Genomic DNA, 14,193 nt, shown 5'->3' on the forward strand with positions numbered 1-14,193 from the left:
GGCTTCCCCTTCGTGGCAGTCGGTTACTTCTGCTCCTGCGGGTCTGCCGTCGGCCGGCGCCGGGTGGCACCGGCCGGCGACTGCGCACTCATATCTGGCTGTGGATGATCATTTCTTCCGTACGACGACGAAGTCGGCGAGGGCGACGAGCTGGTCGCGCACCCGGGCGGGCATGTCGACCTCGTCCAGGGCACGGAGCGCGACGGCGTGCTGGCGGCGTGCCTCCCCGGCGGTCCACTCGCGGCCGCCGGCCTCCTCGATGAGGGCGGCGCGGTAGGCGAAGTCCTCCTCCGAGAAGGAGTCGAAGGCGGTGGACTTGGCGTCCTCGGCGAGGAGCCGGCCGAGCCGCTCGGAGGCCTCTCCGCCGGCCGCGAGGGCGGCGACGACCGGCAGCGACTTCTTCCGCTGCCGCAGGTCGCTCCAGGTCTGCTTGCCGGTGGCGTCCGGGTCGCCCCAGATGCCGAGGAGGTCGTCGACGGCCTGGAAGGCGAGGCCGAGGTGGTAGCCGTACTCCTCCAGCTTGTCGGCGGTGCGGTCGTCGGCGCCGCCGAGGACGGCGCCGATGGAGACGGCGCAGGCGAGCAGGGCGCCCGTCTTGTTGCCCTCCATCTCCAGGCACTCCTCGACGGTGACCCGCTCCCGGTGCTCGTAGGAGATGTCCTGGGCCTGGCCGTCGATCAGCTTGCGGGTGGCGGTGGTGAGGCGGCGGGTGGCCCGGCCTGCCTCGACGGTGCCGAGCTCCAGGAGGAGTTCGTTGGCGAGGGCGAAGAGGGCGTCGCCGACCAGGATCGCCTGGGCGGGACCGTGCACCTTCCACACCGTGTCGCGGTGGCGGCGCTGCTCGTCGCCGTCCATCAGGTCGTCGTGCAGCAGCGAGAAGTTGTGCACGAGCTCGACGGCGACGGCGCCGGGGACGCCGACCTCGGGCGCGGCGCCGGCGGCCTCGGCGGAGAGCAGGGCGAGCGCGGGGCGCACGGCCTTTCCGCTGTCGGCGTCGGTGGGGTTGCCCTGGGCGTCGATCCAGCCGAAGTGGTAGGCGGCCACGGTGTCCATGGGCGATGCGAGACGGCCGACGGCCGCCCGCATGACGGGGGTGGACAGGGTCCGGCCCCTCTCCAGCAGGGCGCTCACGTCCGCGGTGTCGACGGCCGGGGTCCCCGGGGGCACGGTCGGCACGGTCTCTCCTCTAGTTCCTGTGATCACACTCATGCCGCCTCCTGCAGCGGATGGTCGTGGCGGCGGCCGAAGGCGGAGAGAGCCGCGCCCGCGGCGCTGAAGCCGCTTCGGACGGCACCCTCCATGGTCGCGGGCCAGCCGGTGGCGGTCCAGGCGCCGGCCAGGTAGAGGCCGGGCGCACGGGTGCGGGCGCCGGGGCGCAAGCGCCCGACGCCGGGTGTGGGGGCGAAGGTGGCGGTCCGCTCGCGGGTGACGAAGAAGTCGCGGACCCCGGCGCCCCGGGCGGCGGGCAACAGCCGCTCCAGCTCCGGGAGGTAGCGCTCGCGGAGCGCGGCGACGGGTTCGTCGATCTCGTCCTGGGCGGCGGACTGCGAGACGGCCAGGTACTGGCCGCCGCCGGTGAGTCCGGAGGACTCGGTGCGGTCGAAGACCCACTGGACCGGGGAGCCGAGGGCGGTGAAGAAGGGCCGCTTCAGCACCTTGCGGTCGTAGACGACGTGCAGGTCGAGGATGGGCGCGGTGCCGATGTCGAGGAGCCGGTCGGCGTCGTCGAGCGCGTCCTCGGGGAGCAGGGCGTGGGTCTCGGTCTGGGGCACGGCGAGGACGACGGCGTCGGCGTCGAGGCGCTCGCCGGGCACGTCCACGGCCCAACGGCCGTCGTCGGTACGGGAGATGCGCTCGGCCTTGGTGCGCAGCAGCGTCCGTACGCCGAGCCCGTCGAGGGTCTTGCCGGCGAGGGTGTCGTGGAGGTGGCCGAGCGGCACATGGGCCCAGCCGATGTCGGCGGCGCCGGGGTCGGTGAGCAGCCCGGTCTTGAAGACCATGGCGGCGAGGCCCATGGAGGCTTCCGGGGCGGGGGCGTTGAGGGTGGGGATGCCGATCAGGTCCCAGAGGGCCTCGATGGCGCGGGGCGACTGGCCGTGCCGGCCGAGCCAGGTGGCGAAGTCGATGCCGTCGAGGGCCGGGTCGGCGGGGTCGAGCCGCTTGAGGGCGAGCGCGGCCCGGCCGACGGAGAGCCGCTCGGCGAGGGAGAGGTGGGGGTACGCGGCGAGGCTGCGGGCCAGGTGGAGGGGGACCGGCAGCGGGTCGCGCCGGATCCGTCCGAGCCGGGGCCCGCGCGGGTGCCCGACGTCGAGGACGGGCACGTCGAGCCGGTCCTGGAGCGGGGCGAGGCGGGCGCCGTCGACGCGGTCGAGGAACCAGCGGTAGGCGGTGCAGCAGCGCAGGTAGACGTGCTGCCCGTTGTCGACGGTCAGCTCGCCGCGCCGGAAGGAGAAGGCGAGCCCGCCGAGCCGGGGCCGCCCTTCGAGGAGCGTGACCTCGACCCCGGCGTCGGCGAGCTGGATCGCCGCGGTGATCCCGGCGAGGCCGCCGCCGACGACGACGGCGCGGGGGCGCGCCTCGCCGGGGCCGTCGTGCGGGACGGGTGTGCCGGGGGCGTCGGCGGGGGTCATCAGGCGCGCCTCCTCGCGGTGCGGCGGGCGATGTGGCGGGCGTCGAGGCCGGAGAGGCCTCGGACGGCGACGTACGCCTTCTCGGGGCCGGGGAGGGAGACCCGGCCGCGCAGGACGGCGCCGGGGTCGCGCTCGATGCGGTCGAGGAGGCGGCGGTAGATGCCGGCCATGGCGGCGACGCAGGCGCCGCTGCGCCGGTCGAGCATCGGCAGCAGGCGGTAGCCCTCGACGAAGAGGGCGCGGGCGCGGGCGACCTCGAAGTGGACGAGGCCGGCGAAGTCGGCGCCGGGCGGCAGGGCCGCCGTGCCGAAGCCGTCCTCGCAGCCGAAGCGGGCGAGGTCCTCGGCGGGCAGGTAGGTGCGGCCGTTGCCGGCGTCCTCGCGGACGTCCCGGAGGATGTTGGTGAGCTGGAGGGCGAGGCCGAGGGTGTCGGCGTACTCGGCGGCCCGCTCGGCCTCGGCGGCGCCGGGCTGGGTGCCGAAGACGCCGAGGGAGAGCCGCCCGATGGCGCCGGCGACGCACCGGCAGTAGACCTTGAGCTCGTCCCAGGTGCGGTAGGTGGCGCCGCGGACGTCCATGAGGACGCCGTCGATCAGCTCGTCGAGCCCTTCGAGCGGGATCGGGAAGCGGCGGGCGGAGTCGGCGAGGGCGACCGCGACGGGGTCGGTGTCGTCCTCGGCGACGTCGCCCTTGCGGACCCGGTCGAGGAGCACCCGGGTGGCCTCCAGGCGCTCGTGCTTCGTCTCGGGGGCGAGGGTGCCGTCGCCGATGTCGTCGACCCGCCGGGAGAAGGCGTACAGGGCCGACATGGCCTGCCGCTTGTCGGTGGGCAGCAGGCGGATGCCGTAGGCGAAGTTGCGGGCCTGCTGCCCGGTGACGGCCTCGCAGTAGCTGTAGGCGGCCTGCACCGGCGCGGACGGCCGGGTCGGTTCCTCCACGGTCATGTTCCCCCCTCTGCGCGCGCCCGGAGCAGGACCGCTCCCGCCTGACGCGCCAGGCTCGGCTTGGTGGGCTTCGGCGGTCCGGCGAGGACGTCGAAGCCGGCGGCGGCGATGGCGTCGAGCGCGGCGAGCCCTCCGGCGGTGAAACCGGCCAGGAGCAGCCGCAGTCGGCCGTGGACGCTGCCGACGAGCGGGATGCCGGCGTGCAGCAGGGCGCGGGCGCGCTCGGCCTGGAAGGCGACGAGGGAGCGCACGGCGGCGCCGGCGGTGGGGCGGGCGAGCTCGTCCTCGGTGACGTGGAACCGCTTGAGGTCCTCGGCGGGGAGGTAGATCCGGTCGCGGCCGAGGTCCTCGGCGACGTCCTGGAGGTGCTCGACGATCTGGAGGGCGGTGCAGATCTCGTCGGAGCGGCGGATCCGCTCGGGGGTGGCGGTGCCGGTGATGCCGAGGACGAGGCGGCCGACGGGGTTGGCGGAGAGCTCGCAGTACGCGAGGAGGTCGTCGTACGTCTCGTACCGGCTGACCAGCTGGTCCTGCCGGTTGGCCTGGATCAGGCCGAGGAACGGGCCGGAGGTGAGGCCGCGGCGCCGGACGGTGGGCTGGAGGGCGCGCAGCAGCGGGTGGCGCGGGGTCCCGTCGAAGACCCGGCCCAGATCCTCTTCCAGGGCGTCGAGGAGGGCGAGCGGCCCGGCGTCGGCCGCGAGGCCGAAGGCGTCGGCGCCACCGGGGGCGAGGTCGCCGTCGCCGATGTCGTCGACGAGGCGGGCGTAGCCGTAGACGGCCATGAGGTCGTCGCGCCAGTCACGGGGCAGGAAGAAGGGGGCCACGGGGAAGTTCTCGTCCGCGGCCTTGCCGAGTGTGGTGCGCGAGGGGTCGTCGGCGCGCACGTGCCGGGAAGCCGTCACCGGGCGGCGCCCGGCGCGGGGACGGCGACACCCACGTGAAGCTGGAGATTCTGCGTCATGGCCGTCATATCTCCCGTTCTACACTGCCGATCCAATCCATCCTATTTCGGACACGCCGCCGCGCACGGAGCACGCGCCCGCCGGGGACTCCCGGGGGCGCCGCGCGCGGTGTGGATCAGACCGGTACAGCTTACGTTGTACGAGGGATGTCGCCATTCGGGGGGTCTGCCGCCGCGCGGGGCCGCGTCCGCGGGGCTGACCTGTGGCGATGCGGGACCCGCCGGAAGATCACCGGGCGCGGGCTCCGGAGACGACCATGGCGAGGGTGGTCTCGACCACGTCGTCGCGGCGCCGGTCGGAGAGCCGGCGGAGCGGGCCTTCGAGGAGGAGGAGCGAGAGGCCGTGCACGGCCGACCAGGCGGCGGCGCCGGCGGCGGAGCGGCGGGCCCCGCTGCGGTCGAGCGCCTCCAGGGCCTCCTTCAGGAGCGTGAAGGCCCTGATCTCGGGCTCCGGGGGCACGGGGACGTCGGCCGGGAGCTCCCCGGCGGCGGGGCGGACGGTGCCGAAGGCGGCGCGGTAGAGCCCGGGGTGTTCGACGGCGAAGCCGACGTAGCCGCGGCAGAGGGCGGCGAGCCGGCGCTCGGCGGCGAGCGCGGGGTCGTCGGCGCCGGGCTCGCGGGCGGCGGCCCGCTCCATGGCCTCGGCGAGCCGGGCCCTGGCGTGGGCGCGGACGGTGCGGAGCAGCTCGCCGCGTCCGTCGAAGTGCCGGTAGGCGGCGGTGGGCGAGACGCCGACGCGGCGGGCCGCCTCGCGCAGGACGACCCGCTCCGGGCCGCCTTCGGTGGCGAGGTCGACGGCCGCGCCGATCAGGGCGTTGCGCAGGTCGCCGTGGTGGTAGTTCTTTCCGCCCGAGATCCCTGGCATGGGCTCATCCTGCCCGATGTTGACCGCATGAACATTCCGTGCCGGGGTACGACCGGCGAAAACCGGAAGCGCCCCCGCCGGTGGGGCGGGGGCGCTGCGCACGGGGTGCGGCGTGGAGGTCAGCGGGCGGTCTCGCGCTCGTACGCCTTGAGGACCTCGTCGGTCGGGCCGTCCATCAGGAGCTGGCCCTTCTCCAGCCAGAGCACCCGGTCGCAGGTGTCCCGGATGGACTTGTTGCTGTGGCTGACCAGGAAGACCGTGCCGGCCTCCTTGCGCAGCTCGCGGATGCGCGCCTCCGACCGGATCTGGAACTTGCGGTCACCGGTGGCGAGCGCCTCGTCGATGAGGAGCACGTCGTGGTTCTTGGAGGCCGCGATGGCGAAGCGGAGCCGGGCGCCCATGCCGGAGGAGTAGGTGCGCATGGGCAGGCTGATGAAGTCGCCCTTGTCGTTGATCCCGGAGAAGTCGACGATGTCCTGATACCGCGCGTGGACCTCCTCGCGGCTCATGCCCATGGCGAGGCCGCCGAGGATGACGTTCCGCTCGCCGGTGAGGTCGTTCATCAGGGCCGCGTTGACGCCGAGGAGCGAGGGCTGGCCGTCGGTGTAGACCTTGCCGCTCTCGGTGGGGAGCAGACCGGCGATGGCACGCAGCAGCGTGGACTTGCCGGAGCCGTTGGTGCCGATGAGGCCGATGGCCTCGCCGCGGTAGGCGGTGAAGGTGACGCCCCGGACGGCGTGCACCTTGCGGACGCCCCTGGTGACCTCCGCCTTGCCCTTGCCGACGATGCGGCTGAGGGCCGCGGTGGCGCCGCCCTTGCCGCCGCCGCCGGCGTTGACCCGGTAGACGATGTGGACGTCCTCGCAGATGACGGTGGGCGCCAGGGAGTTCTGGGGGGTGTCAGCCACGGCCGTACCTCTCCTCTGCCTTCCAGAAGTAGACGAAGCCGCCGATGCCGAAGACCAGCGCCCAGCCGAGGGCGGTGGCCCAGACGTGGGCGGGCAGGTTCGAGGCGCCGTAGCCGTCGATCAGGGCGAAGCGGACCAGGTCCATGTAGACCGCCGCGGGGTTGTACATGAGGACGTCCGCGATCCAGGCCGGCTTGTCCGCGAGCATCACCGGGATCGAGAACATGACGCCCGAGGCGTACATCCAGGTCCGCATGACGAAGGGCATGAGCTGGGCGAGGTCGGGGGTCTTGGAGCCCATCCTCGCCATGATCATCGCGAGGCCGACGTTGAACACGAACTGGAGGAAGAGCGCCGGGATCAGCAGGAGCCAGCTGAGCGAGGGGTAGCTGCCGAAGGCGATCGCCACGGCGGCGAGCACGACCAGCGAGAACAGCAGCTGCTGGAGCTGCTGGAGCGAGAAGCTGATCGGGAGGGTGGCGCGCGGGAAGTGCAGGGCCCGGACGAGCCCGAGGTTGCCCGAGATCGCGCGGACGCCCGCCATGACCGAGCTCTGCGTGAAGGTGAACACGAAGATGCCGGTCACGAGGAAGGGGATGTAGACCTCCTTGCTCATGCCGCGGCCGGCGTCCAGGATCAGCCCGAAGATCAGGTAGTAGACCAGGGCGTTGAGCAGCGGGGTCGCCACCTGCCAGACCTGGCCCAGCTTGGCCTGGCTGTACTGGGCGGTCAGCTTCGCCGAGGAGAACGCCAGGATGAAGTGGCGACGGCTCCACAGCTCGCGGACGTACTCGAACAGTCCGGGCCGGGCGCCGCTGACCGACAGGCCGTACTTGGCGGCGAGGTCGCCCGGGGCCAGGCCCGCGTCGACGGAGGACGGGGGCGCGCTCATCGCGACCGCCCCGCCCGGGTGAATGTCACTCACAGTCGAAACTTTCGTGTTCAAGATGTGCGGCTCGTCGGATAACCACGATGTCGGACAGCCCGGGGGCGACCCATCGGATCGCCACACCGTACGCCATCCAGGTGGCCGGCCGGTGACGTGGAGCCCCGGCCGGCCGTCCCTCACTTCAGCCTGCTGGACACCATGATCGAGACCAGGTGCAGCACGGTCTGGAGCAGCGCGATGCCCGCGAGGACCGCGACACCGAGCCGGGAGTAGAAGAGGTCGCCCCGCGCCTGGTCGACGAAGGCGAGGACCAGGATCAGCAGCGAGGCCTCGATCCCGAGGATCAGCCGGTGGAACTTGAGCGCGCCGGCGGCCCGGCGGGCCAGCGCCATGCCGGAGGAACGGGGCTCCGAGGCGGACTCCTTGACCGGGGGCATGCCGTTCTGGTGGCGGGCGACGCCGACCAGGTCGGTCTCCGCCTTGATCAGGATGGCGCCGAGCGCGGCCAGCGTGCCGAGGAAGGCCCACAGCCAGTCGATCCGGCCCCCGCCCCACAGGTCGGCGGCGCGCAGGCCGAAGCCGACGAGGACGGCCGCGTCGCACAGGTAGGCGCCGACCCGGTCCAGGTAGACGCCGGCCAGCGAGTACTGCTTCTTCCAGCGGGCCAGCTCGCCGTCGACGCAGTCGAGCAGCAGGTACATCTGCACGGCGACGACGCCGAGGACCGCGCCCCAGACGCCCGGCACGAGGAGCGCCGGGGCGGCGAGCACGCCGAAGAGCGTCATCAGGTAGGTCAGCTGGTTGGGCGTGACCTTGGTGTTCGCCAGCTGGCGGGTGATCCGGAGGGAGATCTCCCGCATGTAGAGGCGACCGCCCCAGTGCTCGCCGCTCCGCCGGTCCTTGACGCCCGGCGGGTGGACGACGGGGCGGAGTTCAGCAACCGATGGCTTGGGCATAGTCGGCGTACGCGTCCCTGATCTGGTCGGTGGAGAGGTCGAGGTGTTCCAGGATGGTGAAGCGGCCCGGCCGGGTCTGCGGGGCGAAGTCGACCGCCCGCACGAACTCGTCGACCGTGAAGCCCATCTCCTCCGGCCGTACGGGCAGGCCGTGCCGGCGCAGGGTCTCCACGATCGCGCGGGACTCGTCGTGGGCCCCGCGCAGGTGCATCGCGAAGGCCGCGCCGAGGCCGCACTGCTCGCCGTGGCTGGCGGCGCGGGCCGGGTACAGCAGGTCGAAGGCGTGGCTGATCTCGTGGCAGGCGCCCGAGGAGGGCCGGGTGTCGCCGCTGATGGACATGGCGATGCCGGACATGACCAGGCCCTCGGAGAGGGTGACGAGGAAGTCGTCGTCGCCGACGCCGCCGGGGTGCCGGAGCACCGCCTCGCCCGCGCTGCGGGCCATGGCGGCGGCGAGGCCGTCGATCTTCTCGCCGGTCTCGCGGTGGGAGAGCTCCCAGTCCGCGAGGGCGGAGAGGTTGGAGACCGCGTCGCCGATGCCGGAGCGGACGAAGCGGACCGGGGCGTCCCTGATCACGTCGAGGTCGATGACGAGCGCGATCGGGGTGGGCACGCCGTAGGAGCCGCGGCCGTTGTCGTTGTCCAGGGTGGACACCGGCGAGCAGAGGCCGTCGTGCGACAGGTTGGTGGCGATGGCGACGAGCGGCAGCCCGACCCGGGCGGCCGCGTACTTCGTCACGTCGATGATCTTGCCGCCACCCAGCGCGACCACGGCGTCGTACCGCTTGCCGCGCATGGCGTCGGCCAGCTCGACGGCCGCGTCGATGGTGCCGCCGGCGACGGTGTACCAGTCGGCACCCGGCAGCTCGGCGGAGAAACGCTCGCGCAGGGCGATCCCGGACCCGCCGCTGATCGCGACGGCGATCTTGCCGTTGCTGGAGATCCTCTCGTCCGCCATGAGCGCGGAGAGTCCCTCCAGCGCGCCCCGGCGGATGTCGACGACGACCGGCGACGGGATCAGTCGGGTCAGTACCGGCACGCGATCTCCCGGCCCTTGGCGAGATCGTCGTGGTTGTCGATCTCCACCCAGGAGACCTCGCCGATGGGCTCGACGTCGACGGTGAAGCCGCGGTTCACGAGCTCCTGGTAGCCGTCCTCGTAGTACAGGTCGGGGTCGCGCTCGAAGGTGGCCTTCAGGGCGTCGGCGAGCTCCTCGGCGGCCTCGGGCTCGATGAGGGTGACGCCGATGTACTCGCCGGTCGCGTCGGCCGGGTCCATCAGCTTCGTGATCTTCCGGACGCCGGCGCCCTCGGCCGTGACGACCTTCATCTCCTCGTCGGCGAGCGACTTCACCGTGTCGAGGGCGAGGATGATCCTCCGGCCCTCGCCGCGGGCGGCGAGCAGCGTCTTCTCCACGGAGACCGGGTGCACGGTGTCGCCGTTGGCGAGGATCACCCCGCGCTTCAGGACCTCACGGGCGCACCACAGGGAGTAGGCGTTGTTCCACTCCTCGGCCTTGTCGTTGTCGATCAGGGTGAGGGTGAGGCCGTACGTCGCCTCCAGCTCGGCCTTGCGGGCGTAGACGGCTTCCTTGCGGTAGCCGACGACGATGGCGGCCTCGGTGAGGCCGACCTCGGCGAAGTTCTTCAGCGTGAGGTCGAGGACGGTGATCGACCCGTCCCCCGCGGGGTCCACGGGCACGAGGGCCTTCGGGAGGGTGTCGGTGTACGGGCGCAGTCGCCGTCCGGCACCGGCTGCCAGAACGAGGCCGATCATGCTGTTTCTCCTTCGTCATGAACAGCGGGCGCTCCGGAGGAGACCCAGAAGCGGATGGACTCCACGAGCACCACGAGGGCGAGCGCGCCCGCCAGGGCGGTCAGCGCCAGGGTGAAGTCGTCGCCGCGGTCCACCAGGAGGGCGGCGAGGACGGTCACCAGGAGCGTGCGCCCCTCGTGTCCGCCGGTGACGCGCACCAGCCAGGCGGGCGGCGCGCCGGTGCCGCCGCGAATGCGGTACACCGTGTCGTAGTGATGGTAGGCGACCGCCGCGACCAGGCCGAACGCCGCGGGGACGGCCTGCGGCACGTCCGAGCGGGCGGCGAGCAGCAGCACGGTGGTGTACTCGGCGGCGCGGAAGAACGACGGGACGAACCAGTCGAGCGGGCCCTTGAGGGGGCGGGCCACGGCGATGCCGGCGAGGACCGCGTAGCCGCCGGCGGCGCCGACGGTGGCCCAGCTCCCGACCGGGGCGGTGGCCGCGACGGAGATCATCAGGGCGGCGCCGAGCAGGGCGGCCACCGGGGCCGGCGCCGGCAGGCGGCGGGTGACGCGGGCGACCAGGAGCGCGAGCGGTCCGGAGTCCGCGAGGTCGGCGAGGGCCCGGGCGGCGCGGTCGGTGCGCGGACCGCGGCGCTTCACCGAGCGCAGCAGCCGGCCGGCCGTGGTGTAGCAGGCGGCGAAGGCGCAGCCGGCGATCAGGGCCCAGAAGACGATCCGGGGGCTGGTGACGGCGGTGAGGACGGCGATCATCGCCCAGCGCTCGCCGATCGGCAGGATGATCATCCGCCGGGCCCAGACGGTCCAGCCGACGCCGTCGAGCCGGCTGGAGAGCGCCAGGCTGGTCTTGGCGGTGGAGCCCGCGGCCGCCGCGTCGGAGACGTTCGACTCGTTGAACGAGAAGTCGACGACGTGCCGGCAGGTCATGAGGACCATGGCGCCGAGCGCGAGCGTCCACACGTCGTCGCCGTTCCGGGCGGCGCCGAGGGCGAGACCGGCGTAGAAGGCGTACTCCTTGGCCCGGTCGAAGGTGGCGTCGAGCCAGGCGCCCATCGTCGAGTACTTGAGCGCGTACCGGGCGAGCTGCCCGTCGGTGCAGTCCAGGACGAAGGAGACCAGCAGCAGGACGCCGGCGGCGACGTAGCCGCCGCGCTCCCCGGTGGCCGCGCAGCCGGCCGCGATCAGGGCGGTGAGCAGCGAGGCGGTGGTGACCTGGTTGGGAGTGAGGCCCCGGCGGGCGCACCAGCGGGCGATGTACCGCGAGTAGGGGCTGATGAAGAAGGTGGTGAAGAAGCCGTCGTGGGCCTTCACTGCGGAGCGGAGGCGGACGGCCTCGTCGTCGACGGCGTCGACGGCGGCACGGGCCTCGTGGCGGGCCGCGGCGTCGGCGGGGACGGCGGCGACGAGGGTGCCGAGCGCGGGCCGGTGCACGGCGACGCCGTCGGCGTCGAGGGCGTCGGCGACGGCTTCGGTGAGGTCGCGGTCGGGCTCGGCGGCGGCCGGGGCGGTGAGCGCGGGGGCGGCGGACAGCGCGCGGACCAGGGCCGGGCGGGCCTCGGGCTGCGCGGCGAGCGCCCCGGGGACGGCCGCGGCCGGGAAGCGGGGGTCGGTCAGCGCGAGGCGCAGGGCGTGGCGGTGACCGACGAAGCGGGAGTCGACGAGGGCGACGCGCTCGCCCGCGGGGACGGCGGCCAGGAGGGTTCGGGCCTCCTCGGCGCCGGTGGCCCAGCGGACGTGGAAGCCGAGCGACCGCAGATCACCGTCGAGCGAGGATCCGGGTGCCGGCGGGCCGGTGAGGATGGCGGTCGACAGACGAACTCACTCCTTGGAACGGGCAGAGGGCCGACGGGGCCTGTCGGTCCCGGGCGCGACGGTGCGCCCCGGCACCGGGCGGCGGCACGTCGGCTGAGGCTATCGGATCGACGGAGCGTGAGTTCACCGAGGCTTCGCACGCCGGACTCCCCCCGGCCCGCCCTCCGCCGCCGGGGTGCGCGGGGCTCCGCGCGATCATCATCGGTGATCGGCGGCCCGCCCTCCAAACCGGTGTGCGGGGTCGCTTCGAGGGCGTTCCGGCAGGCGATCGTACGCATACCGACCGGGAGGACATCGCCGCAGGTCAGAGCAATGACAACGGTGTTCAGTACCGTGTTGCACATACCCCCCACCCGTAGTTCACTGGCCACTTGGGGCACCGACGCGACAGGACTTGGGAGGCCACGTCATGGGGGCTGGACACGACCACGGGCACAGCCACGGGGGCGCGCCGCCGACGGGCACGGCGGGTGCCGCGTACCGCAGCCGGTTGCGGATCGCACTCGGGATCACGCTCTCCGTGATGGTGGTCGAGATCGTCGGCGGCCTGGTCGCCGACTCGCTCGCGCTGATCGCCGACGCGGCGCACATGGCGACCGACGCGATCGGGCTCGCGATGGCGCTGCTGGCGATCCACTTCGCCAACCGGCCGCCGTCCGGGAACCGCACCTTCGGCTTCGCCCGGGCGGAGATCCTGGCCGCGCTCGCCAACTGTCTGCTGCTCCTCGGCGTCGGCGGGTACGTGCTGTACGAGGCGGTCCAGCGGTTCATGGAGCCGGCCGAGACCAGGGGCGGGCTCGCCATCGCCTTCGCCGCGGTCGGCCTGGTGGCCAACGTCGTCTCGCTGTCGCTGCTCATGCGGGGACAGAAGGAGAGCCTGAACGTACGGGGCGCCTATCTGGAGGTGCTGGCCGACGCGCTCGGCTCGGTGACCGTCATCGTCTCCGCCGCGATCATCCTGGCGACCGGCTGGCAGTACGCCGACCCGATCGCCTCCCTGGTCATCGGCCTGATGATCGTGCCGCGCACGGTCAAGCTGCTGCGGGAGACCCTGGACGTGCTCCTGGAGGCGGCCCCCAAGGGCGTGGACATGGCGGAGGTCCGGGCGCACATCCTGGCGCTGCCGGGCGTCGAGGACGTACACGACCTGCACGCCTGGACGATCACCTCCGGGATGCCGGTCCTCTCCGCCCACGTGGTGGTGGACGCGGGGGCGCTGGACTCGGTCGGCCACGAGAAGATGCTCCACGAGCTCCAGGGCTGCCTGGGCGACCACTTCGACGTGGAGCACTGCACCTTCCAGCTGGAGCCGGCCGGGCACGCCCAGCACGAGGCCGGGCTCTGTCTGTGATCCCCCCGTGCCCGCCTGTTAGGCTCGCCGTACGAACACGTGCGTGAGAGGAGCTGGGGTTGATGACCGTCGCGATGGAGGCCGCCACGAGCGGCCGCACCCGGTCCAGCTTCAGCTCCCGGGTCTCCGGCTGACCTGATCCCGGTTCTTCCACCGGTCCGTCACGTCGTCGGCCGGGACCCTTTCACACCAAGGGTTTCCACGTTGTCCGACACCACTTCCCCTTCCGCGTCCCACGACGCCTTCTTCGCCCTGCACCGCGGTCTTCCGCGGCAGGGTCCGGGCTCCGACGCCACCACCCGCCGTCTCCTCGCGCTCGCGGGGAGGCTCCCCGGGCGTCCGCGCGTGCTCGACCTGGGCTGCGGCCCCGGCCGCTCCGCGCTGCTCCTGGCCGCCGAGGCGGGCGCCGAGGTGACCGCCGTCGACACCCACGAGCCGTTCCTCGACGAGCTGCGCGCGGCCGCCGCCGACCGCGGTCTCGCCGACTCGGTTCGCGCGGTACACGGCGACATGGGCGCGCTGCCCTGGCCCGACGGCTCCTTCGACCTCGTCTGGGCCGAGAGCTCGGTCTTCGTGCTCGGCTTCGACCGGGCGCTCGCCGAGTGGCGCCGGCTGCTCGCGCCGGGAGGGACGCTGGTCCTCACCGAGTGCGTGTGGACCACCGGCGCTCCCGGCCCGGAGGCCCGCGCCTTCTGGGACGAGCACTATCCGCTCCGTACCGTCGCGGAGCTCTCGGCCGCCGCGGTCGCGGCCGGCTACCACGTGTCGGGCGCCTTCACCCAGCCCGAGGGCGACTGGGACGAGTACTACGTCCCGCTCGCCGCGCGGGCCGACGCCGCCGACACCTCCGTGCCCGGGATGGCCGGGGCGGTGGCGGCGGCGCGGGCCGAGATCGCGCTGCGCCGCGAGCACGGCGACGACTACGGCTACGCGGGCTTCGTGCTCCGTCCGGCCGACCCCCGCTGGCCCACCCGTCCCGAGCGGGAGGCCGACCGGGACGCGGTCCACGAGGTGACGGCGGCCGCCTTCGGGTCGCCCGCCGAGGCCGGGCTGGTCGACGCGCTGCGCGCCGACCCGGACGCCTGGCTGCCCGGACTCTCGG

Annotated in this window: 13 protein-coding genes; 2 read left to right on the top strand and 11 right to left on the bottom strand. The window is 73.4% G+C overall.

What is annotated here, in order from left to right:
* Positions 1–108: 108 nt before the first annotated feature.
* The 11 genes from ACFQ8C_RS02775 to ACFQ8C_RS02825 all read right to left on the bottom strand — a co-directional run bounded on the left by ACFQ8C_RS02775 (position 109) and on the right by ACFQ8C_RS02825 (position 11,740).
* Entirely contained in the window at positions 109–1,209 is a 1,101-nt protein-coding gene (locus tag ACFQ8C_RS02775) for a polyprenyl synthetase family protein (protein WP_383451576.1), read from the bottom strand.
* Positions 1,206–2,630 (bottom strand): hydroxysqualene dehydroxylase HpnE, encoded by a 1,425-nt coding sequence (gene hpnE, locus ACFQ8C_RS02780; RefSeq protein WP_383451578.1) that lies wholly within the window; start codon positions 2,628–2,630, stop codon positions 1,206–1,208. The genes ACFQ8C_RS02775 and hpnE overlap by 4 nt, the downstream gene beginning before the upstream one ends.
* Positions 2,630–3,574, bottom strand: coding sequence for a presqualene diphosphate synthase HpnD (gene hpnD, locus ACFQ8C_RS02785; RefSeq protein WP_383451580.1), 945 nt, complete (start codon positions 3,572–3,574; stop codon positions 2,630–2,632). The genes hpnE and hpnD overlap by 1 nt, the downstream gene beginning before the upstream one ends.
* The gene (gene hpnC / locus ACFQ8C_RS02790) at positions 3,571–4,476 is read right to left on the bottom strand and encodes a squalene synthase HpnC (protein ID WP_383451582.1); all 906 of its coding nucleotides are present in this window, start codon (positions 4,474–4,476) and stop codon (positions 3,571–3,573) included. The genes hpnD and hpnC overlap by 4 nt, the downstream gene beginning before the upstream one ends.
* Positions 4,477–4,764: 288 nt before the next feature.
* Positions 4,765–5,400 (bottom strand): TetR/AcrR family transcriptional regulator, encoded by a 636-nt coding sequence (locus tag ACFQ8C_RS02795; protein ID WP_383451584.1) that lies wholly within the window; start codon positions 5,398–5,400, stop codon positions 4,765–4,767.
* A 119-nt stretch (positions 5,401–5,519) separates the two neighbouring features.
* The gene (locus ACFQ8C_RS02800) at positions 5,520–6,308 is read right to left on the bottom strand and encodes an ABC transporter ATP-binding protein (protein ID WP_383451586.1); all 789 of its coding nucleotides are present in this window, start codon (positions 6,306–6,308) and stop codon (positions 5,520–5,522) included.
* Entirely contained in the window at positions 6,301–7,200 is a 900-nt protein-coding gene (locus ACFQ8C_RS02805; RefSeq protein WP_383451606.1) for an ABC transporter permease, read from the bottom strand. Before ACFQ8C_RS02805 ends, ACFQ8C_RS02800 begins: the two co-directional genes overlap by 8 nt.
* A 173-nt stretch (positions 7,201–7,373) precedes the next feature.
* Positions 7,374–8,153, bottom strand: coding sequence for a CDP-alcohol phosphatidyltransferase family protein (locus tag ACFQ8C_RS02810; protein ID WP_383451588.1), 780 nt, complete (start codon positions 8,151–8,153; stop codon positions 7,374–7,376).
* The gene (locus ACFQ8C_RS02815) at positions 8,131–9,192 is read right to left on the bottom strand and encodes an iron-containing alcohol dehydrogenase family protein (RefSeq protein WP_383451589.1); all 1,062 of its coding nucleotides are present in this window, start codon (positions 9,190–9,192) and stop codon (positions 8,131–8,133) included. Before ACFQ8C_RS02815 ends, ACFQ8C_RS02810 begins: the two co-directional genes overlap by 23 nt.
* A complete protein-coding gene (locus ACFQ8C_RS02820; protein ID WP_383451590.1) occupies positions 9,180–9,929 on the bottom strand; it encodes a sugar phosphate nucleotidyltransferase in 750 nt (249 codons plus the stop codon). Before ACFQ8C_RS02820 ends, ACFQ8C_RS02815 begins: the two co-directional genes overlap by 13 nt.
* Positions 9,926–11,740, bottom strand: a complete 1,815-nt coding sequence (locus tag ACFQ8C_RS02825) for a DUF5941 domain-containing protein (RefSeq protein ID WP_383451608.1) — start codon at positions 11,738–11,740, stop codon at positions 9,926–9,928. The genes ACFQ8C_RS02820 and ACFQ8C_RS02825 overlap by 4 nt, the downstream gene beginning before the upstream one ends.
* 409 nt (positions 11,741–12,149) lie before the next feature.
* Here ACFQ8C_RS02825 and ACFQ8C_RS02830 point away from each other — a divergent pair, with 409 nt between their 5' ends.
* The gene (locus ACFQ8C_RS02830) at positions 12,150–13,091 is read left to right on the top strand and encodes a cation diffusion facilitator family transporter (protein WP_383451591.1); all 942 of its coding nucleotides are present in this window, start codon (positions 12,150–12,152) and stop codon (positions 13,089–13,091) included.
* A gap of 204 nt (positions 13,092–13,295) precedes the next feature.
* On the top strand, positions 13,296–14,193 hold an 898-nt coding region (locus ACFQ8C_RS02835), incomplete at its 3' end, for a methyltransferase domain-containing protein (protein WP_383451593.1).

Origin of the sequence: Streptomyces sp. NPDC056503 (genome assembly GCF_042794995.1) — a bacterium.
Taxonomy (GTDB): domain Bacteria; phylum Actinomycetota; class Actinomycetes; order Streptomycetales; family Streptomycetaceae; genus Streptomyces.

Bases quoted from the DNA above. Each gene is read 5' to 3' on its own strand.
- ACFQ8C_RS02775 (WP_383451576.1), bottom strand. From the start codon at position 1,209: ATGAGTGTGATCACAGGAACTAGAGGAGAGACCGTGCCGACCGTGCCC.
- hpnE (WP_383451578.1), bottom strand. From the start codon at position 2,630: ATGACCCCCGCCGACGCCCCCGGCACACCCGTCCCGCACGACGGCCCC.
- hpnD (WP_383451580.1), bottom strand. From the start codon at position 3,574: ATGACCGTGGAGGAACCGACCCGGCCGTCCGCGCCGGTGCAGGCCGCC.
- ACFQ8C_RS02795 (WP_383451584.1), bottom strand. From the start codon at position 5,400: ATGCCAGGGATCTCGGGCGGAAAGAACTACCACCACGGCGACCTGCGC.
- ACFQ8C_RS02805 (WP_383451606.1), bottom strand. From the start codon at position 7,200: ATGAGCGCGCCCCCGTCCTCCGTCGACGCGGGCCTGGCCCCGGGCGAC.
- ACFQ8C_RS02810 (WP_383451588.1), bottom strand. From the start codon at position 8,153: ATGCCCAAGCCATCGGTTGCTGAACTCCGCCCCGTCGTCCACCCGCCG.
- ACFQ8C_RS02820 (WP_383451590.1), bottom strand. From the start codon at position 9,929: ATGATCGGCCTCGTTCTGGCAGCCGGTGCCGGACGGCGACTGCGCCCG.
- ACFQ8C_RS02830 (WP_383451591.1), top strand. From the start codon at position 12,150: ATGGGGGCTGGACACGACCACGGGCACAGCCACGGGGGCGCGCCGCCG.